The 19,959-nt window shown below is 72.9% G+C and carries 21 protein-coding genes; 7 read left to right on the forward strand and 14 right to left on the reverse strand.

Annotated features, from left to right (window positions below):
* Nucleotides 1-153: 153 nt before the first annotated feature.
* Nucleotides 154-672 carry a DedA family protein gene (locus HD596_RS02770; RefSeq protein WP_185067732.1) on the forward strand — a complete coding sequence of 173 codons (519 nt, stop codon included), beginning with the start codon at nucleotides 154-156 and terminating at the stop codon, nucleotides 670-672.
* On the opposite strand, the gene HD596_RS61255 is transcribed toward HD596_RS02770, so the two are convergent.
* Nucleotides 649-858 carry a YegP family protein gene (locus tag HD596_RS61255; protein ID WP_185067733.1) on the reverse strand — a complete coding sequence of 70 codons (210 nt, stop codon included), beginning with the start codon at nucleotides 856-858 and terminating at the stop codon, nucleotides 649-651. The genes HD596_RS02770 and HD596_RS61255 overlap by 24 nt on opposite strands.
* A gap of 101 nt (nucleotides 859-959) precedes the next feature.
* On the opposite strand from HD596_RS61255, the gene HD596_RS02780 reads away from it, so the two are divergent.
* Nucleotides 960-1,796, forward strand: coding sequence for a D-alanyl-D-alanine carboxypeptidase family protein (locus HD596_RS02780; RefSeq protein WP_246554080.1), 837 nt, complete (start codon nucleotides 960-962; stop codon nucleotides 1,794-1,796).
* On the opposite strand, the gene HD596_RS02785 is transcribed toward HD596_RS02780, so the two are convergent.
* The 7 genes from HD596_RS02785 to HD596_RS02820 form a co-directional block, all read right to left on the reverse strand.
* Entirely contained in the window at nucleotides 1,758-2,531 is a 774-nt protein-coding gene (locus tag HD596_RS02785; RefSeq protein WP_185067735.1) for an ATP-binding cassette domain-containing protein, read from the reverse strand. The genes HD596_RS02780 and HD596_RS02785 overlap by 39 nt on opposite strands.
* On the reverse strand, nucleotides 2,528-3,505 hold the full coding sequence (locus tag HD596_RS02790) for an ABC transporter ATP-binding protein (RefSeq protein WP_185067736.1): 978 nt from the start codon (nucleotides 3,503-3,505) through the stop codon (nucleotides 2,528-2,530). Before HD596_RS02790 ends, HD596_RS02785 begins: the two co-directional genes overlap by 4 nt.
* Nucleotides 3,502-5,499: an ABC transporter permease subunit gene (locus HD596_RS61260; protein WP_246554082.1), complete on the reverse strand. Its 1,998-nt coding sequence runs from the start codon at nucleotides 5,497-5,499 to the stop codon at nucleotides 3,502-3,504. The genes HD596_RS02790 and HD596_RS61260 overlap by 4 nt, the downstream gene beginning before the upstream one ends.
* Entirely contained in the window at nucleotides 5,496-6,938 is a 1,443-nt protein-coding gene (locus HD596_RS02805) for an ABC transporter substrate-binding protein (RefSeq protein ID WP_185067737.1), read from the reverse strand. The genes HD596_RS61260 and HD596_RS02805 overlap by 4 nt, the downstream gene beginning before the upstream one ends.
* A 96-nt stretch (nucleotides 6,939-7,034) precedes the next feature.
* The gene (locus tag HD596_RS02810) at nucleotides 7,035-7,598 is read right to left on the reverse strand and encodes an MBL fold metallo-hydrolase (protein WP_185067738.1); all 564 of its coding nucleotides are present in this window, start codon (nucleotides 7,596-7,598) and stop codon (nucleotides 7,035-7,037) included.
* A 233-nt stretch (nucleotides 7,599-7,831) separates the two neighbouring features.
* Nucleotides 7,832-8,236, reverse strand: coding sequence for a hypothetical protein (locus HD596_RS02815; protein WP_185067739.1), 405 nt, complete (start codon nucleotides 8,234-8,236; stop codon nucleotides 7,832-7,834).
* Nucleotides 8,221-8,400: a hypothetical protein gene (locus HD596_RS02820; RefSeq protein ID WP_185067740.1), complete on the reverse strand. Its 180-nt coding sequence runs from the start codon at nucleotides 8,398-8,400 to the stop codon at nucleotides 8,221-8,223. The genes HD596_RS02815 and HD596_RS02820 overlap by 16 nt, the downstream gene beginning before the upstream one ends.
* A 73-nt stretch (nucleotides 8,401-8,473) precedes the next feature.
* Here HD596_RS02820 and HD596_RS02825 point away from each other — a divergent pair, with 73 nt between their 5' ends.
* Complete coding sequence (locus tag HD596_RS02825; RefSeq protein ID WP_185067741.1) at nucleotides 8,474-9,526, forward strand: LacI family DNA-binding transcriptional regulator; 1,053 nt, start codon at nucleotides 8,474-8,476, stop codon at nucleotides 9,524-9,526.
* A 9-nt stretch (nucleotides 9,527-9,535) separates the two neighbouring features.
* On the opposite strand, the gene HD596_RS02830 is transcribed toward HD596_RS02825, so the two are convergent.
* Together HD596_RS02830 and HD596_RS02835 are read right to left on the reverse strand one after the other, a co-directional pair.
* The gene (locus tag HD596_RS02830; protein WP_185067742.1) at nucleotides 9,536-9,892 is read right to left on the reverse strand and encodes a DUF4267 domain-containing protein; all 357 of its coding nucleotides are present in this window, start codon (nucleotides 9,890-9,892) and stop codon (nucleotides 9,536-9,538) included.
* Between the two features lie 111 nt (nucleotides 9,893-10,003).
* Nucleotides 10,004-10,852 (reverse strand): patatin-like phospholipase family protein, encoded by an 849-nt coding sequence (locus HD596_RS02835; protein WP_185067743.1) that lies wholly within the window; start codon nucleotides 10,850-10,852, stop codon nucleotides 10,004-10,006.
* Between the two features lie 102 nt (nucleotides 10,853-10,954).
* Between HD596_RS02835 and cutA the strand changes: the two genes are divergently transcribed.
* Entirely contained in the window at nucleotides 10,955-11,230 is a 276-nt protein-coding gene (gene cutA, locus HD596_RS02840; RefSeq protein ID WP_185067744.1) for a divalent-cation tolerance protein CutA, read from the forward strand.
* 381 nt (nucleotides 11,231-11,611) lie between these two features.
* Here cutA and HD596_RS02845 read toward each other — a convergent pair whose 3' ends face one another.
* The 4 genes from HD596_RS02845 to HD596_RS02860 all read right to left on the reverse strand — a co-directional run bounded on the left by HD596_RS02845 (nucleotide 11,612) and on the right by HD596_RS02860 (nucleotide 15,473).
* Nucleotides 11,612-13,015, reverse strand: coding sequence for an MmgE/PrpD family protein (locus tag HD596_RS02845; protein ID WP_185067745.1), 1,404 nt, complete (start codon nucleotides 13,013-13,015; stop codon nucleotides 11,612-11,614).
* A 13-nt stretch (nucleotides 13,016-13,028) separates the two neighbouring features.
* Nucleotides 13,029-13,823 (reverse strand): cyclase family protein, encoded by a 795-nt coding sequence (locus HD596_RS02850; RefSeq protein WP_185067746.1) that lies wholly within the window; start codon nucleotides 13,821-13,823, stop codon nucleotides 13,029-13,031.
* A gap of 74 nt (nucleotides 13,824-13,897) precedes the next feature.
* Nucleotides 13,898-14,710, reverse strand: coding sequence for a TrmH family RNA methyltransferase (locus HD596_RS02855; protein ID WP_185067747.1), 813 nt, complete (start codon nucleotides 14,708-14,710; stop codon nucleotides 13,898-13,900).
* Nucleotides 14,703-15,473, reverse strand: coding sequence for a DUF4184 family protein (locus HD596_RS02860; protein ID WP_185067748.1), 771 nt, complete (start codon nucleotides 15,471-15,473; stop codon nucleotides 14,703-14,705). The genes HD596_RS02855 and HD596_RS02860 overlap by 8 nt, the downstream gene beginning before the upstream one ends.
* Nucleotides 15,474-15,638: 165 nt before the next feature.
* Here HD596_RS02860 and HD596_RS02865 point away from each other — a divergent pair, with 165 nt between their 5' ends.
* The 3 genes from HD596_RS02865 to HD596_RS02875 all read left to right on the forward strand — a co-directional run bounded on the left by HD596_RS02865 (nucleotide 15,639) and on the right by HD596_RS02875 (nucleotide 19,883).
* Nucleotides 15,639-16,277, forward strand: a complete 639-nt coding sequence (locus tag HD596_RS02865; protein WP_185067749.1) for a cation diffusion facilitator family transporter — start codon at nucleotides 15,639-15,641, stop codon at nucleotides 16,275-16,277.
* A gap of 173 nt (nucleotides 16,278-16,450) precedes the next feature.
* Nucleotides 16,451-18,220, forward strand: coding sequence for a substrate-binding domain-containing protein (locus tag HD596_RS02870; RefSeq protein WP_313042455.1), 1,770 nt, complete (start codon nucleotides 16,451-16,453; stop codon nucleotides 18,218-18,220).
* A gap of 118 nt (nucleotides 18,221-18,338) precedes the next feature.
* The gene (locus tag HD596_RS02875) at nucleotides 18,339-19,883 is read left to right on the forward strand and encodes an RNA polymerase sigma factor (protein ID WP_185067750.1); all 1,545 of its coding nucleotides are present in this window, start codon (nucleotides 18,339-18,341) and stop codon (nucleotides 19,881-19,883) included.
* Nucleotides 19,884-19,959 lie beyond the last annotated feature (76 nt).

The following is a 19,959-nucleotide window of genomic DNA, read 5'->3' on the forward strand; positions in this document are numbered from 1 at the left end:
GTTCAACACCCCTTTTGCCTCACCCATAGAGTGAGCTCGGGTGGTTGAGTCCTGGTTGTCGGCTGGTTGCGGCGGATTGCAAGCGGAGATGGCAAAAGCTTGCAACTTGAACTAAGGTAAGCCTGACCTAAGGCTTGGGAAGGGTGGGGCAGCATGAACGGCATCGCCGATCCCACGCGGCCTTTCTGGCTCGGCCTGCCTTACTGGCTGGTGGGCGCCATCCTGATCCTCGCCCTGTTCGGCGCGTTCCAGGTCTACTACTGGGTCGGCCGCAGGCTCGGCGAGAAGCTCTACGACTCGCGCGTCGCCGCCCGGGTGGGGCGCGAGCGCATCGAGAAGATCGAGCACGTCGTCGAGAAGTGGGGCGCGCTGGCCGTCTACGGCTGCTTCTGGGTGCCCATGCTCCGGCACACGCTGCCGTGGGTGGCGGGGGCGCTGCGGGTGTCCTACCCCTGGTACGTGGTCGCGAGCGCGCTGGGCTGCCTGACCTGGGCGCCCATCTGGTGGTTCGGCCTCACGGCGCTCGTGTGGGGCTGGCTGGAGCTGGCCGCGCGCTCGCCCGTCACGGCGGGGGTCGTGGCCGTGCTGGCCGTCGCGGCGGCGTTCTGGCTGGTGGTGCGGCGCAGGAGGAAGCGGCGCGCGGCCGCGTCAGACAAGGCCCTGGTCTCCTAGGCCCTGCCCGGTCCGGTCGTCGATGACGGCCTCGGGAGCGTTCCTGCGCACCGTCTCGATGCCGTTCACGCAGGCGGCCTTGCTCGGGTAGCCCTCGCCGACCGCGAGCGTCTGCCCGTTGTTCGCCACGAGGGCGAAGCGGAACCCGCCCTGCCCGTCCTCACTGATCACGAACCTGCCCGCCACGGCCGCTCCTCTCTAACCTGGCATTGATTTACCCCCATCTGATCTGGCTTTATGGCGTAGTTAGGCAAACGGACCCTTGATCTCCTGCCAACATGATTGCCATGCGTATTGGGGGTTTCATTGGCTCCGCCGTACTCGCGCTGGTTGTGGGGATCGCTTCCCCGGCCGCGGCGGCGGACGCGCCGGAGGTCGCGGCCAAGTCGGCGTACGTGGTCGACTCTGCGGGAACGATCCACTTCGGCAAGCGCGAGACTCGCCGGGTGCCCGTGGCCAGCCTGGTCAAGGTCATGACGGCGTACGTCGTGCTGCGCGAGGCCAGGCTGACCGACACGATCACGATCACGGCGACCGACGTCAAGCACGCGACCAGCAACGGCGCGACCACGGCGGCGCTGAAGAAGGGCGAGCGGCTCACGGTCAGGGACCTGCTCTACGGTCTCATGCTGCCGTCGGGGGCCGACGCGGCCAACGCCCTGGCGCGGCGCTACGGCCCGGGCAAGACGGCGTTCGTCGCCAAGATGAACCGCACCGCCCGCGCCCTCGGGCTGGCCGACACCCGCTACACCAACCCCGACGGCCTGCCCACCCCCGGGAACGGCGGCTACTCGACGGCCGTCGACCAGGTCAAGCTGGCGGAGCGGGCGCTGGACGACAGCACCTTCGCGGCCGTGGCGGGCACCAAGGTGCACAAGGTGGCCAAGACCGCGCTGCACCGGGCGCACACCTGGCGCAACTCGAACAAGCTGCTCTCGCGCGCCGACGGCGTGCTCGGCGTGAAGACCGGATACACGCGCGCCGCCGGCTACTGCCTGCTCTTCGCCGGGGAGCGGGGCGGCAAGCGCGTGGTCGGCGTGCTGCTCGGGGACCAGAACGAGCGCCGCTTCGAGACGGCCGAGCAGCTACTGGACTACGCGGGCGAGCAGATCGCCGGCGGCTAGCAGCTCGCGGGTGTACGGGTCGGCGGGGGCGGCCCACACCTGACCGGCCGGACCGGTCTCGATGATCCGGCCGTGGCGCAGCACCGCCACGCGATGCGCCACGTGCCGGATCAGGGCCAGGTCGTGACCGATGAACAGCTGGCCCAGCCCCAGCTCGTCGCGCAGCTCGTTGAGCAGGTTGACGATCCCGGCGCGTACGGACGGGTCCAGCGCCGACACGGGCTCGTCCAGCACGAGCAGCCTGGGCTCGCAGGCGAGGGCGCGGGCGATGCCGACGCGCTGGCACTGCCCGCCGGACAGCTCGTACGGCCTGCGCCGGGCGAGCCCGGGATCCAGGCGGACGAGGTCGAGCAGCTCGCGCACCCGGGCGGGGCCGGTCAGCGGGTCCCAGCGGCCCTGGACGCGCAGCGGCTCCGCGATCGCGTCGTGTGCCCGCAGGCGCGGGCTGAGCGAGCCGTACGGGTCCTGGAAGACCGGCTGCAGCGCGGGCCGCAGCCGGCGCAGGGCGCGCTCGTCGAGCGCGGTGAGCTCGCGGCCCTCGAAGCGCACCGAGCCCGCCTCCGGCCTGCGCAGCATGAGGACGGCGGCGGCGATGCTCGACTTGCCCGACCCCGACCCGCCGACCAGGGCGAGCGTCTCGCCGGCGGCCAGGGTGAACGAGACGCGGTCCACCGCGAGGACGGATGTGGGATAGCGCACGGTGAGATCGCGCACCTCCAGCAGGGGTGTCGTCATGCGGGCTCCTGGTAGAGGTCGGTGGCCGGGCCGGGCAGCTCGCCGAGCCGGTGGCAGGCGGCCAGCCTGCGCTCCCCGGCCTCCTGCGGCCGGGGCTCCAGCTCGTGGCAGACGTCGACGGCGGCCGGGCAGCGGGGGGCGAAGGCGCACCCTGGCGGCAGCGCTCCGGGCGCGGGCGGCGAGCCGGCGATGGCCGGGAGCGGCCGTCCCGTCACCTCGCGCGGCGGGAGGGACGCGACGAGGCCGCCGGTGTAGGGGGCGCGCGGGCCGCGCAGCACCGCGCCGGCCGGGCCCGACTCGACGAGCCGTCCCGCGTACATGACCAGGACCCGGTCCGCGTACGCGGCCGCCGCCCCCAGGTCGTGCGTGACCAGCAGCACGGCCGGCCCCGTCCCCTCGCGGGGCTCCGTCAGCAGGCCGAGGATCCTGGCCTGGACGACGGGGTCCAGCGCGGTGGCCGGCTCGTCGGCGACCACGAGGGCGGGGTCGTTGACGGTGGCCATGGCGATCACCGCCCGCTGGCGCATCCCGCCGGAGAACTCGTGCGGGTAGGCGCGGGCCCGCCGCGCGGCGTCGGGGATGCCGACCCGTTCCAGCGCGGCCACCGCGCGCTCCCAGGCCTGCCTGCGGCCCAGCCGCCGCACGGCGCGGGCGATCTGGTCTCCGACCGGGTACACGGGGCTGAGCACCGACAGCGCGTCCTGCGGCACGAAGGCGATCCGCCGTCCGCGTACCTGCCGGTAGACGTGCTCGGGCGCGCCGGACAGCTCCCGCCCGTCCAGGCGCACGCTGCCGGACATGCGCGCTCCTGGCGGCAGCAGCCCGAGCACGGCCCGGGCGGTCAGCGACTTGCCCGCGCCGGACTCGCCGACGACGGCGAGCGTCTCGCCGTGGGCCACGTCGAACGAGAGCCCCCGTACGACCTCCGTGCCCGCCACGCCGACCCGCAGATCCCGTACGCGTAGCAGCGTCATGCGGCACCCCCCGTCCGGCGGCCTGCCGTGGAGAGCGCGACCGCCAGGGCGGCCAGCAGCAGGAGCATCCCCGCCGGGGCCAGAGCCGCCCAGGGCGCGCGCTCCACGTACGGCAGCGACTCGGCCAGCGTCAGGCCCCACTCCGGAGCGGGCGGCTGGGCGCCCAGGCCGAGGAAGCCGAGGGAGGCCATGGCCAGCGCGATCCCCGGCAGCCGCAGCACGGCGTGCCTGGCGACCGGGCCCGCGACGGCGGGCAGGACGTGGCGGGTCAGGATCCAGGAGGGCGAGGAGCCGATGGCGCGCTGGGCGGTCAGGTGGGCCGCGGCACGTACCTCGGAGACGAGGGCCGCGGCATGGGCCGCGAGGGCGGGCCACGAGACGAGGGCGACCGCGACGGACGCGCCCGGCGTGCCGGGCCCGAGCACCGCCGCGACCAGGATCCCGGCGATCACCGGCGGCACGGCGTTGGCCACCTCGGCCGCGCCGGAGGCCAGTCCGGGCAGGAGGCCGACGGCCAGGGCGATGACGTACGAGCCGGCGCAGACCAGCGCGGAGACGCCGAGCGTGGCCGCGGCGCCGTGGCCCACCCTGGCCAGCACGTCCCGACCCAGCGCGTCGGCGCCCAGCGGGTGCTCCCGGCTCGGCCCCGCCAGCCGCGCGGCCACGTCGACGGCCAGCGGGTCGAGCAGCAACCCCCAGGCGACGGCGACCGCCAGCACGGCCCCGCACACGCCGGCAACGGGCCCGACCCGCCTGCTCCCACCCAGCCGCCACAACCACCCACCAGCACCTCGCCCGGCATCACTTTGATTGGCATCATCTTGACCCGCACCACCTTGACCGCCGCCATCTCGCCCGCCACCAACCCGGCCACCACCGCCTTGCCGGTCGCCGCCTCGCTGGTCGCCGTTGCCTTGGCCGCCGCCGATGACGGGTGCGGGGAGCGAGAGGGCGGCGTCGCGGAGGCCGGGGCCGAGCATCCAGTGCCGGGCGGCGCCCGCCAGGATCCCGGCCAGCACGCCGAGCAGGACCAGGGCGAGTACCGCCGCCTGGAGCAGCGGAAGGTCCTGAGCCTCCGCGGCGCCCAGCGCGGTCCGCCCGATGCCGGGCACCGCGAACACCGTCTCCACGGCCACCGCCCCGCCCGCCAGCCCAACTGCGACCAGCCCGAGCTGGGGCACCAGCGCGGGCAGCGCCCGGCGCAGCGCCGCCCGCGCGATGACGCCGGGGCCACAGCCCGCCGAACGCCACAGCCCCACCCACGGCTCGGCGAAGGCCGCGGGCAGCGTGTCGTCCACCAACCGCCCCAGGACCCCGCCTGCCGGGATGCCCAAGGCCAGCGCGGGCAGCACCAGGTGGCGCGGCTCCTGCCAGCCGTAGGGCGGCAGGAGGCCCAGCCACACCGACAGCGTCACCAGCAACAAGGTCGCGATGAGGAATTCGGGCAAGGCCCCCAGTACCGCCGCCACCGCGCCCGTACCGCCACCCCGCAGGGTGCCCCGCGCGCCGCGCACCAGGGTGGGCGCGCACAGGGCGCACGTCAGCACCAGCGTCACCGCCAGCGCGGCGGCCATCAGCGTCAGCGAGACGCCGAGACCGGACAGCACCGAGGGCAGCACCGCGCTGCCGTCCGTCCACGAGCGGCCGAAGTCGCCGCGCAGGACGCCGCCCAGCCACTGGCCGAGCAGCGGCAGCGGGCCGCCGTCCAGGCCCAGCTCGCGGCGGATGGCCTCCAACGCCTCAGGCGTCGGCTCCTGCTCGGCCGAACGGGCCCGCAGCAGCGACAGAGCGGCGTCACGACCGGACAGCCAGGGCAACAGCCCGACCACGGCGACGATCGCAACCAGCGCGACGCTCCGCGAGAACAGCACCCCACCACGCGAGAGCAACACCCCGCGCACACGCGTCACCGCAGACCGCGAGAACAGCTTGCGGAGGCGTGTCGTGCTGGTCCGCGTGGGCGGCACGTCGGCGCGCGTCGAGGATCCGGTCATTTGAGGCGGGTCTCCACCGTGATCAGGACGCGCTCGCGCGGGTCCTTCGCCGAGTCCAGCACCGTGGTGGCATCGCCCTGGATCACGCGCTCGTGCAGCATCGGGATGGCCGCGTCGGTACGCAGGATCGCCGCCTCGGCCTCGAGGGTGGCCGCGTGCCGGGCCGGACCGGCGTCCGCCGCCGCGGCCTCGCGCACCGCCCGGTCGACGTCCTCGTCACACAGGCGGGCCAGGTTGAAGGAGCCGTCGCAGGTGAAGTCGGCCTGCATGTACGCCACGGGATCCCCCGAGTCGAGCACGGTGGCCCGCGAGAGGATGAACGCGTCGAACTTCCCGGCCAGCGCGTCCTCCTCGATGTGCGCGTACTCCCGTACCACCAGCTCGACCGCGAACCCCGCCCCCTGGAGCTGCTGCTGCAGCACGGAGGCGACCTCGGGCAGTTCGGCCCGGTCGGAGTAGGTGGCCAGGGTGATCGCCACGCCCTTCGCGCTCGCCGGAGCCGTACGCTCCCCCAGGCTCTTGCGGCCCTCGGCGGCCCACGGCAGGGCGGGCCCCAGCAGGCCCGAGGCCACGTCGGCGCGTCCCTCGTACACCCCCCGCACGAGCTGCCCCGCGTCGATGGACGCGCGCACGGCGGCGCGCAGGCCGGGGCTCTTGAACGGCCCCTTGGCGGTGTTCAGGTACAGGGTGTTGGTGCGCGGCATCGGCACCTCGCTGATCGTCTCCTTGGCCAGCAGCGCCGCCTGCGAGACCGGCACCGCCTCGGCGATGTGGGCCTCGCCGCTGCGGATGGCGGCGGCGCGGGCGGCGCCGTCCGGTACGAAGGAGACGTCGATGCCCGGGGCCTTGGCCTTCGTGCCCCAGTAGCCGTCGTGGCGGTCAAGGGTGGCGGTGGTGGTGCCGTTCACCTTGACCAGCTTGAACGGGCCGCTCCCGGTGCCGACCGGATCGACCTTGCCGTCGGGGCCGTACGCGCGCTCGGCCAGGATCGCCAGCTGCGGCGAGGACAGGCGGTGCGGGACCAGCGGGTCGGGCTCGCGGGTGGTCACGACGACCTTGCCGCCCTCGGCCCTGGCGGTCAGCTCGACGCCGTCGAGGATGCGCGGCTTGGGCGTGGCCCGGGTGGCGCGGGTCAGCGCGCCGGCGGCGACCTGGGCGGTCAACCGGCTGCCGTCGTGGAAGGTCACGCCGTCGCGGACGGTGAACTCCCAGGTCCGTTCGGAGGTACGGGTCCACGCGGTGGCGAGGGCGGGTCGCGCGTCGCCTCTCGCGTCCAGGTTGACCAGGGTCTCGGCGGTGGACCAGCGGGAGAGCTTGAAGGCGTCGTCGCTGAAGGGTGACAGGCCGGAACGCGGAGGCTGGAGCATCGCCACCTTGATCCGGCCCGTGTCCTGCCCGCCCGCCGGGGCGGAGCACGCGGACAGGGAGAGGGCTGTCATGAGGGCAAGCCAGAAGCTGCGATGGTGCACGGATTGTCCCAAATTCAGGGGGAATGAGCGGGACGAGACATTAGCACATGATAACCGTTTCCATATTCACACCCGATAGGCGCGCCCCTCGACGCCCCACTCCCCGAACGGCAGCCGCTCACCCCGCTCGATCGCCCGGATCGAAGGGCGGCCGATATGCGCGAACACCAGCCGCCCCACCCGGTGATCGCACGCCTCCCGCGCGACCTGGAGCACGCTCGCATGCCCGCCCACGCCCCCGGCGAAGCGGATCGGCCGGTCCCACCCGGCGGCGTCGGCGAACATCAGGTCCACCCCGGCCGCCCAGTCCGGAAAGACCCAGAACTCCGGCGCCCAGACGACCCGCGCCCCGGCCGTCCTGATCAGGTAACCGTAGGTGGGATGAGAGGTGTGGCTGACCGGCAACGGCACGATCTCCACTCCTGCGGCCCCGAAGGTCGCCACCGCGGCGGTCAGGCCGAGCGCCCGCGCCGTACGGCGGATCTGGGGCATCAGTTCGGCCCGCTCGTCACAGACCAGCCAGCCGTCGAGCCGCTCACCGGCCGCGGCGTCGCCGCCCCCGTCGAGCAGGACGCGGTGCCCCCGCCAGCCGACCAGCAGCCCGGCCGGGCTGTAGCGCGGCGAGTTCATCGCCCCGACCCCAACCAACCGCAACCACACGACCGTCACCCCCCGGTCCCACCCACCACCTCCCCAAACGCGGCCATCACCCATTCCCCCACGCGACGACCAGCGGGCACGACGCCTCGACCTCCGCCACCACGCCACGGAGGCGGGCTACGAGCGGCGCTCTGGCAGCCCCCGAAGGGACGAGCCACCCCCAGAGGGATGTCGCATGACAGGTGCCCGCGAAAAGCGCGGGCTCACCCGAAGGTGATCTTGCCGTTGCCGGGAAGCGTGCCCATCCCCCGCGTGGCGCAGCCCAGGATGGCCGCGGCCGGTGAGAGGCCGCCGCGGACGCGCTCCCCCTTGAGCGCGCCGGCGGCGATGGTGCCGGTGAGCAGGGCGTCGGCCGGGTGCTGGGTGGCGAGCCGGTCGGCCTTGATGCGCAGCCTCGAGACGCCCACAGGCCGGCCGTCCCCGCCGAACCAGGTGATGACAGCACCCCCGCGCACATCGCGCGCGCTGGTGCACGAGACCTCCGCGCCGGCCCTGACGGCGACCCAGCCGGAGCGCAGGGACGTGGCCGAGCCGTCGGGTGAGGTGCAGCCGGTGAGCTGGAGGTTCCCCCGGGCGGCGACGCGCCGCTGCATCACGCGGTACGGCACGCCGGATCCAGCCGATCCGCGGTCCACCTGAGCGAGTGCGCCACCCGTACGCGCACCTTGGCCCGGGCGCGGTGTGGCCGCCGGGGCGCGCCCGGCAGGGCTTCGCCCAGCGACTCCCGGTAGCCCATCGCGGTCTGGTGAGCGAGGACTTGCATGGCATCCATATACCCTCCTTAATCAATTAAGACCTTAATCGATTAAGACCGGCCGGGCAAGCAGTTTCGGTACGGTGGGACGATGGCCAGGGTGACACTGCAGACGATCGCCGACCGGCTGGGCGTGTCCCGGGCCACCGTGTCCTACGCCTTCTCCCGGCCCGACCAGCTCAGCGACGGGCTGCGCCGCAGGATCATGGAGGTGGCCGACGAGCTCGGCTACGCGGGGCCCAACCCGACGGCGCGATCGCTGCGGCTGGGGCGGGCCGGGGCGCTGGGGCTGCTGTTCAGCGAGACGCTGGCGTACGCGTTCGCCGACCCGTACTCGATCGGCTTCTTCCAGGGGCTGGCGACGGCGGCCGAGGACGCGGGGGTGGGGCTGCTCATCCTGCCGCTGCCGCACGGCGACCGGCGGAGCGAGACCGTCAGGGACGCGGTGGTCGACGCGTTCTGCGTGATGTCGCTGCCCGACGGGCATCCGGCGCTGGCGGAGGTGCTGGCCAGGAAGCTGCCCGTCGTGATGGTGGACGAGCCGTACGTACCGGGGCACCCGTTCGTGGGCACCGACGAGCCGGCGGCCGCGGCGACGGCGGCGCGGCACGTGCTCGGGCTCGGGCACCGGCGGATCGGGGTGGCCATGGTCGGGCTGCACGACGACGGGCACACCGGCTGGGCCTCCCCGGAGCGCCAGGAGGGCGCGGTGTTCGAGGCCATGCGGCGGCGGTGCGGCGGCTACCGGCAGGCGTGCGAGGAGGCCGGGATCGACTGGTCAGGGGTGCCGTTCTACGAGGTGGCGCGCAACTCCCGCGAGGCCGGCAAGAAGGCGGGGCACGCGCTGCTGGGGCGGGACCCGCGCCCCACGGCGATCCTCACCAACACGGACGTGCTGGCGTTGGGGGTCCTCGACGCCGCCGCCGACCTGGGGCTGGAGGTGCCCGGGGAGCTGTCGGTGGTGGGGTTCTCCGACAGCGCGGCCGAGGAGGCGGGGCTCACCACGATCCGGCAGGCCAAGCAGGAGATGGGAGCGGCGGCGGGGCGGCTGCTGCTGTCGGGGGGCGCGGCGGAGCCGGAGCGGCTGGTATTCCCGCACGAGCTGATCGTGCGCGCCTCGACCGCTCCCCCGGCGCAGGCTTGACGGACCGGGTCACGCCAGCAGGAGCAGCACGCCCGCCGCGACGCTGACCAGGGCGGTGGCGCCGTGCACGCCCAACCAGAAGCCGGGGTGGCCGCCGCGCCTGGCCACGATGAGCGCGTCGCCGGCGGGGATGATGCTCATGGCCACGAAGACCCACCCCAGCGTGTGCGCGTCCGCCACGGCGATCAGGACGAAGATGGCCAGGGCGGTGCCGAGATCACGAACGGCCTTCACGGAGAAGTACGCGCCCGCGTCCATGCCCGAGGCCGAGCCCGGCACGCCGAACGCCTTGGCCGCGGCCTCGGGGACGAGGAAGAAACGCAGGCTGATCACCACGAGGGCGATGCCGACCAGGGCTGCGATCACATAAGCGGTGGTAACCATCTTGAGCACTCCAAGCAAGAGTCATCGGTAGAAGTGCTAGCAACGCTAGCCTAGCGAAGACTCAATGTCTAGCACTGCTAGAAAACTGGTCGCCTAGTCACGCCACACGGCGGCGACCTCCTCGGCGCTCGGCTGCGACCGGCCCAGCTCGGCGGCCGGCGCGCGGCGGGCCGGATCGAGCAGGTTGCCCATGGAGCTGCCCACGACCTGTCGCCACCCCCGCGGATCCGGCGTCACCAGAGCGGTCCGCACGCCGTCGCCCAGCTCCGCGATCTGCTGCTCCACCCCGGGCATGATCCCCCCGCCCCGCGTGATCGGCGCGATGACCACGACGCGGTCGTAGCCGGCGGCGAGGCTGACGCCGGCGGGCGAGCGCATGCCGCCGTCGATGTAGCGGCGCCCGCCGATCGTGGCAGGCGGCCGTACGCCGGGGCTGGCCGTGCTGGCGCAGACGGCGTCCACCAGATCGACGCCGCTGCCGGCGTCGAAGTCGGCCGGTTCGCCGCTCTCCGCGTCCACCGCCGTGATCACCAGCCGCTTGTCCGGCCACTCCCGTACCTCGTCGCCGAGCCACCGGGCCACCTGCGCCCGCCGCTCCGCCTCCGGTACGGTCCGCGCGGCCAGCGCGATCCGCCCCATCCGCGCGCCGAACTCCTGGGACGTCTTGGACCTGGACAGGTTCCACACCATGCGGAACAGGCCCAGTGGCGACGACTTCGGCCTGCGCTCCCCGGCAGGAGGCTCCAGCTGCCTGGCGTACAGGTGCTCGGGATCGAGCCCGCAGGCGAGCTGCGCGCCCACGAGCGCGCCGGCGGACGTGCCCACCACCAGGTCCGCCTCCCTCAGATCGACCCCGTTCGCGGCGAGCCCGGCCAGGACGCCCGTCTCCCAGGCGATCCCCAGCACCCCGCCACCCCCCAGAACCACTGCTCTGCTCGTCACCCGCACTCCTTCGGTCGAGTCCGGCCCGGCCGCGGGAAATCGGTTACCGACCGGGGGTCACGTAGGTAAGGTTGCCCTCACACCCTCCCGAAGGACAGCTCCATGGCGGAATTCATCGAGGTCCGAGCGACGGTCGAGGGCCATGAGAGAGCGGCCGCCCTGGCGCGCGGCATCTTCAGCGCCGGCCTGGCGGCCTCGATCGACATCGCCGAAGTGACCTCCCCGCGCGGCGACACGACCGTCTGGGAGCTCACGCTCATCACGACGGACGGGCAGGTCCCGACGCTCGAACGGCGCATCAGGGAGACCGCCGACGGCTGCTCCGTCACCAGGCGGCCGATCACCCACGACGACGACGCCTACCCCGACTGGCTCTGAGCGCCTGCTCGCCTGAGGGCGGTCTGCACCCACTCGGCGGCGGCGTCCCCTCCGGGTCGGCGTCCACCACCCCGGCCGTGAAGAACCCGCTCACCGTGCGGGGCAGGGAGATCTCGCGGGCGAACCGGTGCCCGAAATCCCGGTCGGCCGCGAGCTCCGGGTGCACGACCTTGACCGCCACGGCGCGCCCGCTCTTCGACCGCCCAGGAAGACCCGCCCCATCCCGCCGGCGCCCAGCCGCGCCTCGATCCGGTACGGCCCCACCGTCCGCGGATCCTCCGGCCGCAGCGACTCGAACACGGGCACGCGCCTCCCCAGGACCGCGATCAGACGTGTCGAATCACCACATCAGCCCGATCACCGGAGGAGACAGGGCCAACTTCACATAGCGACGGTCAGCCGGAGCAGTGGCGTCACCGAAGGCGCCGCGGGAAGGCTCCCGACCGCCGCCAGGAGGGCGTCCACCTGGTCCGGCGGCAGGGCCCGGCCCGCGTTGGCGCGGAACTTGACCCCCAGCTCGTCCGCCGTCAACGGGTGCTCCGGCCCGCCCCGCGAGGAGTCCACGCGGTGCTCCAGCGTCGAGCCGTCACGCAGCCGTACCCGCAGCACCGCCGCGAACGCCCGCGGGAAGATCTCCGAGGCCCGCTCGTCGGCCACGCACCGCACCCGCCCGGCCAGCTCCAGCCGCTCCGGGGACAGCGCGGCGAAGTCGTCCAGGGAGAGCCCGAGCCCGCCGCCGCCGTGCAGCGCCGCCGCGACCGTGTAGGGCCCGGAGAACTTCGCGTGGTACGGCGACCTGGGGGCGGTCTTCTCCTCCCTGGGCTCGGCGATCGTACGCAGCACCGGGGCGGGCACCCCCAGCTCGATCTCCTCGACGTCGTCCGGGGACAGGCCGCCGGCCCGCAGCGCCAGGGCGCAGTCGATGGCCGGGTGGGTGAAGTGGTTCGTCGGGTAGGGCTTGTAGACCGTGCGCAGGAGCTCCCACCGCTCGCCCAGGCCTGACAGTAGCGCCGCGTCGTCGTACCGGCCGTCGAGCCAGGCCTGGAAGAACCCGAACCGGCCCTCCAGCACGGTCGGCGGCCCGGTCACGCCCTCCAGGGCGAGCACCGCGGCCGAGACCCCCGCGTGCGCGGCCCAGCCGCAGTGGACCCGCTTGATCGTCCCGCCCGTGCGGTTGGCCTCGATCACGCCCGCGCCCATGCTGGCCGCCACGCCGACCGCGTGCGCGATGCCGTCCGCCGTCAGGTCGAACAGCAGCCCCGCCGCGACCGCGGCGCCCAGCGTGCCGCAGATGGACGTCGCGTGCTGGCCCTTCTCGAAGAAGAGCGAATTGCGCGCCTCAGGCAGGTAGGAGGCCATCCCGAGGCGGTTGCACACCTCGACGCCCGCCGCGATCGCCGCGGCCAGCGCGGCCCCGCTCGCCCCGGTCGCCTCGGCGACGGCCAGCGCGGCGGGCACCACGGAAGCGCTCGGGTGCAGCACTGACGGCAGGTGCGTGTCGTCGTAGTCGAGCGCGTGCGCCAGCGTGCCGTTGACCAGCGCCGCCGCCGGGGCGGGGAGCCGGTCGCCGCTGCCGATCGCGCTCGCCTCCTCGACGCCGCCCCACCGGCGTACGGCCCGCAGCACGGCCGGTCCCGCGTCGCCCTCCGGCTCGGCGTAGGCGGCCAGGCAGTTGCCCAGCACGTCGAGCACCCGTCCGGTCACGTCGTCGCGCACCCCGTCGGGAACGCCCTTGTCGCGGCAGGCGACGGCGAACTCGGCCAGCCGCTGGACATGGGTTGTCATGGTCCCTCTCAGGTCAGTCGATCACGGCGAGCGGACGGACGGGGGCGCCGGTGGCGCCGACGACCGGCAGCGGGTTCAGCACCAGCACGAACTCGCGTGTCCCCGAGTCCAGCAACTCGGACAGCCGCATGGTCTCCACGATGTTGATGCCCGACTCCACCAGCATGATCCGGTGCACGGGCAGCGTGGCATGCCCGCGACCGGGCGCGATGTGCTCGAAGGCGATGGACTCGCCGCCCACCACGCGCGGGCGGCGCTCGGCCAGCCAGCGCGCCGCCTCGACGCCCGGCCCGGGGACGCCGCCCCGCTGCCCGACGAACTCCTCCGCCGACGACCAGAGCCGCGACCAGCCGGTGCCGACGAGCACGGCGTCGCCGGCGCGGATCTCCAGGTCGCCGGCGGCGCGCGACAGGTCGTCGGCGGTGATCTCGTAGCCGGCCGGCAGCGTGTCCACGCCGTGCACGGCGGCCACGTCGAGCAGCACGCACCGGCCCACGTACGGCTCGAAGGCGTCGATGCCGAGCGCGCCGAACCCCTCGTGCGACATCACCTCGGCCGCGGGCCGCCCGCCGTACAGGAGACCTTCCTGCGAGACGTGCGCGAGCGCGTCGACGTGCGTGCCGACGTGGCCGCCCGTGACGATGATCTCGTTGGCGGCGGAGCCGCCGTCCGGCCTGACCATGTCGCCGTGCCTGCGCTCCAGCGCCATCCGGAACGGGGGGTGGTTCGGTGACTGCGGCATGCCTTTGCGCATCGGCTGCGCGAGATCAAGGACGCGCGCCCCTTCCAGCGCCTTCCACAAGGACATCTCGGACGGCTCTCCTTTGTTCCGATCAAGAAACGGCGTCTCGACAGTACACAAGACGGACAAAACCGACTCAATCAGCCCGCGGACCGCATCAACCCGTGGCAGGCGATGGCCGCGGCGGCCACCACGTTGAGCGAGTCGACGCCCGCCGCCATCGCCGCCCGGCTCATCGGGATGCACACCGCCCGGTCGGCCTCGTGCAGCCAGTGGGAGGAGAGCCCGTCGCCCTCGGCGCCGAGCAGCAGCGCGACCCGCTCCGCCAGTTCGACGGTGTCCAGGGGCGTGGCCGCCTGGTCAGGGGTCAGGGCCAGGGTCTGGAAGCCCGCTTCCCTCAGCTGCGCCAGCCCGCCGAACCAGTCGTCCATCCGCGCGTACGGGATCGAGAACACCGCCCCCATCGACACCTTCACCGCCCGCCGGTAGAGCGGATCGGCGCACCGGGGCGACAGCACGATCCCGTCCACCCCCAGGGCGGCGGCGCTGCGGAAGATGGCGCCGATGTTGGAGTGGTCGACCAGGTCCTCCAGCACGAGCAGCCGCCGGGCGCCGCCCTTCAGCAGGGTCTCGACGGCCGGGAGCGGCAGGCGCTCCATCGAGGCGAGGGCGCCGCGGTGCACCTGGAAGCCCGCGATGCCCGACATGATCTCGTCGCTCACCACGTAGACGGTCGCGTCGCCCAGGACGTCCTCGAGCGAGGCCAGCCAGCGGCGCGTCGTCAGGACCGAGCGGATCGGGTAGCCGGTGCCGATGGCCCGCCTGATCACCTTCTCCCCCTCGGCCAGGAACAGGCCGCGCGACGCCTCCAGGCTCTTGCGCAGTTCCACGTCCCGAAGCCGGGTGTAGTCGGTCAGGCGGGGGTCGTCGGCGTCGGTTACGTACTCAAGCACCTTCCGATACTGCCATGCGCCGCCTGACCTGCCAGACCGCCGCGTAGCAGGCGAGCACCAGGCACAACCCGATCACCGTGCCGGCACCCGTCTTGGTGATCACGCTGGGCAGGCCCAGGTGCGGGACGGGCTCGTCCACGAGGGGCCAGAGGAACGCTCCGGCCACCGTGCCGATCGAGCACAGCGCCATGACGGCCGCGCGCACGCGCGGGCTGATCCGCAGGCGTTCCGGTACGGGGGCCGCGGCCATCCGGGACAGCCGGCGCCAGGCCCACCACACCACGACGGCCAGGCCGACCACGGACGAGACGTACTGCAGCAGCCGGAAGAGCCTGATCACGCCCAGAACCGAGACCGCCAGCCAGTCGCCCCACTCCACGGGCCCGGTGGAGTGGGTGAAGGAGTCCCACAGGACGTGGCTGGCCGCGCCGATCACGCCCCCGGCCACCATGGGCAGCAGCCGGAGCCGGGACGGCGCCAGGAGCGCGGCGCGGCCGGCCAGCGAGGGCGGGAGCAGCGAGATCAGGGGGTCCCTGAAGATGCCGTGGAAGAGCGGCAGCAGCACCAGCACGGCGGCCAGGTCGATGGTGACGACGCCGAGCCAGGAGTGCCAGTTGCCGTAGTCGGGCAGGAACGGCAGGAAGATCGGCAGATCGGGCACCATCGCCCCCAACGCCATCGCCCACGGGTCGGCGAACCTGCGTACGCGCTGTGACGAAATCAGCGGCACCATCGCGGCCATATGGCTGGGCGTGAACGGCAACCGGCCCTCCCTCGGCGTTCCGGGCAACCTTCGCGACCTGGCGATCACCGCTCATTATGCGGGCAAGCTTGACCATTCTTTGCCCGGACGAAACTACGCTACTGTCTGTAATGGGTACGGTACATATCGCTGTCGACGGCCGGATAGCCGGGAGTGCGAGGGGTCATGGTGCCTGACCAGCGGATTCATGAGCGTCCGGCCGCGTCAGCAGATTGGCTGCGCGCAGCCCGCGCCGCCCGGTCGCTCTCCGTGGCCACCCTGGCCTGGCTGAGCGTGGAAAGCACGCTCGGCCTGGCCGCCGGCTTCGCGGCCCACTCGCTGGCGTTGATCGGCTGGGGGCTGTCGGCGTTCGTGGAGGCGGCGGCCAGCCTGATCGTGGTGTGGCGGTTCACCGGCGCCCGCACGCTCTCGCCGAGCGCGGAGAAGACCGCCAGGAAGGCCGTCGCGGTGAGCTTCTGGCTGCTCGCGCCGTACCTCGTGCTGCACGTGGCGCACGACCTGGACGCGGGGCACCGGGCCACGCCGAGCGTGCTGGGGATCGTGGTGACGGCGTTCAGCCTGGTCAGCATGCCGGCGCTGGGGATCGCCAAGCGGCGGCTCGGGGCACGCCTGGCGTCCCAGGCCACCTCCGGCGAGGGGACGCAGAACCTCATCTGCGCGGCCATGGCCGCGGGGGTGCTGGTCAGCCTGTGGCTCAACACGCTGGGGTGGTGGTGGGTCGATCCGGTCGTGGCGGTGGCGCTGGCGGCGGTCGCCGTACGGGAGGGAAGCCGGGCGTGGCACGGCAATGAGTGCTGCCATTAGCTATATCTCCCATAAACCGTCACGCACGCGGCCAACACCGCCCACACAGGGTAATCACCGCACCAAAAGGGCTGTTTTCCCGCACTCGCCACACCGAGTATCGTTCCCGGAGTATTGCGGAGCATCTCCCGCTAGGGTCTCCGGAAGGTCTCAAGCACACCTAAGAGGACATCGTGGGGCGACACCGCACAGACGAGCTTGATGGCGGATACAGAGCGCACGAACCCCCTGCCCGCAGAAGGTCGAACGGCCGCGGCAGGGTTCTCGTACCGCTGGCGGGCGCCGTCGCGCTGGCCGTGCTCCTCGGTGTCGCCGCGTTCGTGATCTTCAACCGCGACCACGACTGCTCGGGCGGCAAGCTGGCGCTGCGGGTCGTCGCCACGCCCGACATCCAGCCCGCGCTGAACAAGATCGCGGGCAACTACAACAAGGCCATGCACTCGATCGACAGCAAGTGCGTCGAAGTGACGGTGGCCAAGGAGGCCGCGGCCAGGACCGCGAACGCGGTGGCCGCCGGCAAGGCCAAGGCGGACTTCTGGGTGGCCGACTCCAGCCTCCTCATGGAGAGCCTGCGCAACACCCCGGCCGGCCAGGCCCTGCCGCAGATCGAGGGTTCGATCGCGACCTCGCCCGTGGTGCTGGCGACGGCCAAGTCGTTCGCGTCGAAGCTGAGCGGCGCCCTCCAGCCGAGCTGGGCCGCCATGATCTCGGCCGCGAACGTGGCCAACGTGGACGGGCCGGGCAAGAAGGTCCGCGTCCTCGCCCTCGACCCGCAGAAGAACTCCGCCGGGCTGGCCGCGCTGCTGGCCGCCGCCGGTACGGCGAAGGAGGCCGGGCTGGACAAGGCGCTGGTGGGCGCGATGAAGGAGCTGTCGGGCCAGCTCGCCTCCGACCCCACGGCGCTGCTGGCCAGCCTCACTGTGAAGTCCGGCAGCAGGGTGCCCATCGGCGTCACCTCCGAGCAGGCCATCTACGCCCACAACGCCAAGAAGCCGGAAGCGCCGGTGGTCGCGCTCTATCCCAAGGAAGGCACGCTCAACCTCGACTACCCGGTCACGGTCCTGACCAAGGACGCGGCGGTGCTCAAGGCGGCGGCGGACTTCAAGCAGGACCTCGCCACGGAGTCGGCCAAGAAGACCCTGCGTGAGGCGGGCTTCCGCAGCACGGACGGCAAGGCGGGCGACGCGCTGGCGGCCGACAAGGGCTTCAAGCAGGAGACGCCGACCGCGCTGGAGCCGCCGGACGGCAAGACCGTGGCCAGGATGGTGCAGACCTGGTCCCGGCTGAACCTCGGCAGCCGCCTGCTCACGCTGCTCGACGTCTCGGGCACGATGGCGCTGCCGGTCCCCGGTACGGGCATGACCCGCATGCAGGCCATCAACAAGATCGCCACCGAGGGCCTGGGCCTGTTCCCCGCCGACTCCGAGCTGGGCCTGTGGACGTTCTCCACGCATCTGGACGGACAGGGCAAGGACTGGAAGGAGCTCGTCTCCCTCGGGCCGGTCAGCGAGTCGGTCAACGGCACGCTGCGCAAGGACATGCTGGGGCGGGCGTTCGCCTCGATCCAGGCCAAGGCCACGGGCGACACCGGGCTGAACGACACGATCAAGGCCGCGTACACGCAGCTGACGAAGACGTACCAGGAAGACAAGATCAACACGCTGCTGGTGCTGACGGACGGCGCGGGCAACGACGACCCGGACGGCGGCGTCAAGAACAGCGAGATCCTGCAGTTCCTGAAGAAGACCTACAACCCGAAGCGGCCCATCAGCATCCTGCTCATCGCCTTCGGCCCGGAGGCCGAGAAGGGCAAGGAGCAGATGGACGCCCTGGCCAAGGCCGCGGGCGGCGAGGCGTACATCGCCAAGAACGTCCTGCAGGTGCGCGACTTCTTCCTCCAAGGCATGGAACGCCGCCTCTGCATGCCGGGCTGCGACGGCTGAGAGTCGTTCAAGGTGCACCCTTATGCCGGATGGGCATAAGGGGCGAACCCGTCAGAGTGAGGCCGCGTCCTCTCCGCGTGGGGCTTGAGTGCCCGTTCTACCCGCGGGGGAGGAATTCGTGCCTGGATGGCCGTCCGTCGGTCGTGCCGAGGATCATGAGCTGGTCGAGGCTCTGCGGCGCGCGGACACCGACGCTCCCGCCAAGCTGTACGACTGCTACGGCGAGCGGCTGCACGACTACGCCGCCTCCTTCGCCCAGGACCTCGCCGCCGACGCCGTGCACGACGCCCTGGTCACCGCGCAGGGGTGCGTGCACCGGCTGAAGGAGCCGGCCAGGATGCGGGCCTGGCTGTACGCACTGACCAGGTTCCAGGTGCGGGCCAGGATGTCGCACCGGACCCCGGTGGACGGCGTGCCGCTGCCGGAGCTCGACGCGCAGCAGGACCCCGAGCTGACCGACCTCGTCCACGAGACGCTGGGCGAGCTGAGCAAGAACGAGCGGGAGGTCCTGGAGCTGTCGCTGCGCCACGGGCTGACCCCGGCCGAGGTCGGCGCGGTGCTGGGGCTGACCTCGCGGCAGGTGGCGAGCCGGCTCGCCAGGGCGCGCGACCATCTGGAGAACGCCGCCGCGGCCGTGCTGCTGGCCAGGACGGGCCGGGCGCACTGCCCCGACCTGTCGGCGATGCTGGACGGGTGCGAGGGCCCGCTCACCCCGCTGCTGCGGCGGAGGTTGTCGGGCCACATCGGCGGGTGCGAGGTGTGCACCGAGGGCCGGCACCGGCAGGTCTCGGCGGCCAAGCTCCTGGACCTGGTCCCGATCGCGTTCCCGCCCATCTCGCTGCGCCGCCGGGTGATCGACACGTGCGTCAACCCCGAGCGCGACCAGACCCGCACCCTGATCACCGATCGCGGTGACAGCTTCGACCGGACCGGCTTCCCCGTGGCCGTCGAGAGCCGCTCGCGGCGGCGCAGGCCGCGCCGCCTGGCGCCGGTGCTGCTGGCGGGCGCGTGCGTGCTGGCCGCGACGGGGGCCATGGTCGTGATCAACGGCCGCGACGTCTCGACCGGCACTCCCCTGCGGTCGGCGCCCTCCCCCTCCGCCCCCGCCGTCTCGCTCGACCCGGACGAGGAGAGCCCCACGCCCGATCCCTCGCCGGAAGAGGACGAGCTCACGCCGGACCCCACTCCCACCCCGACCCCGAGCCGCACTCCGAGCACCCGCGCCACGCCGGTCGAGCGGCCGAGCGCCCGGCACGCCGCCGGGCCGACGCCCACCCGCCGCAGGGCCGTGCCCGGCGCCCGCCTGCGCACCACCTGCCCGAAGGCGATCGACGGCGCGGCCAAGATCGGCCTCGGCGCTCGCAACGCCGCGGTCTCGTGGGTGGCGACCGCCTCGCAGGGGCTGGACGTGTTCCCCGCGAGCGGGTCGATCAAGGCGGGCGGGTCGGTGGCGATCTGGGTCACGATCGTCGACCCGAACGCCGCCGGCCGCGGCCGCGTCGCGTTCACGTCGAACGGCGGGAGCGCCAGCTGCTCGCTGTCCTGGGACGGCGACGGGCCCGAGACGGCCGACCCGACCGACGAGCCGACCAACTCCAGCGAACCCACTCCGTCACCCTCCGTGACCGTGTCAGCCGAGAATACGGAGACGCTGGAGGGGTAAAACGGACGCCAAGCGAGAGTAGATCAACTTTTCTTGCCAACAAACCCGGATAAATCGGACCCTGGCTCGAAGAACC

The organism is Nonomuraea jabiensis, assembly GCF_014204795.1.
Taxonomy (GTDB): domain Bacteria; phylum Actinomycetota; class Actinomycetes; order Streptosporangiales; family Streptosporangiaceae; genus Nonomuraea; species Nonomuraea jabiensis.

Coding starts and splice junctions, on each gene's coding strand:
- HD596_RS02865 (WP_185067749.1), top strand. CDS start 15,639: ATGGTGCCTGACCAGCGGATTCATGAGCGTCCGGCCGCGTCAGCAGAT.
- HD596_RS02790 (WP_185067736.1), bottom strand. CDS start 3,505: ATGACGCTGCTACGCGTACGGGATCTGCGGGTCGGCGTGGCGGGCACG.
- HD596_RS02845 (WP_185067745.1), bottom strand. CDS start 13,015: ATGACAACCCATGTCCAGCGGCTGGCCGAGTTCGCCGTCGCCTGCCGC.
- HD596_RS02825 (WP_185067741.1), top strand. CDS start 8,474: ATGGCCAGGGTGACACTGCAGACGATCGCCGACCGGCTGGGCGTGTCC.
- HD596_RS02850 (WP_185067746.1), bottom strand. CDS start 13,823: ATGTCCTTGTGGAAGGCGCTGGAAGGGGCGCGCGTCCTTGATCTCGCG.
- HD596_RS02785 (WP_185067735.1), bottom strand. CDS start 2,531: ATGACGACACCCCTGCTGGAGGTGCGCGATCTCACCGTGCGCTATCCC.
- HD596_RS02810 (WP_185067738.1), bottom strand. CDS start 7,598: ATGAACTCGCCGCGCTACAGCCCGGCCGGGCTGCTGGTCGGCTGGCGG.
- cutA (WP_185067744.1), top strand. CDS start 10,955: ATGGCGGAATTCATCGAGGTCCGAGCGACGGTCGAGGGCCATGAGAGA.
- HD596_RS02780 (WP_246554080.1), top strand. CDS start 960: ATGCGTATTGGGGGTTTCATTGGCTCCGCCGTACTCGCGCTGGTTGTG.
- HD596_RS02820 (WP_185067740.1), bottom strand. CDS start 8,400: ATGGATGCCATGCAAGTCCTCGCTCACCAGACCGCGATGGGCTACCGG.
- HD596_RS02770 (WP_185067732.1), top strand. CDS start 154: ATGAACGGCATCGCCGATCCCACGCGGCCTTTCTGGCTCGGCCTGCCT.
- HD596_RS61260 (WP_246554082.1), bottom strand. CDS start 5,499: ATGACCGGATCCTCGACGCGCGCCGACGTGCCGCCCACGCGGACCAGC.
- HD596_RS02805 (WP_185067737.1), bottom strand. CDS start 6,938: ATGACAGCCCTCTCCCTGTCCGCGTGCTCCGCCCCGGCGGGCGGGCAG.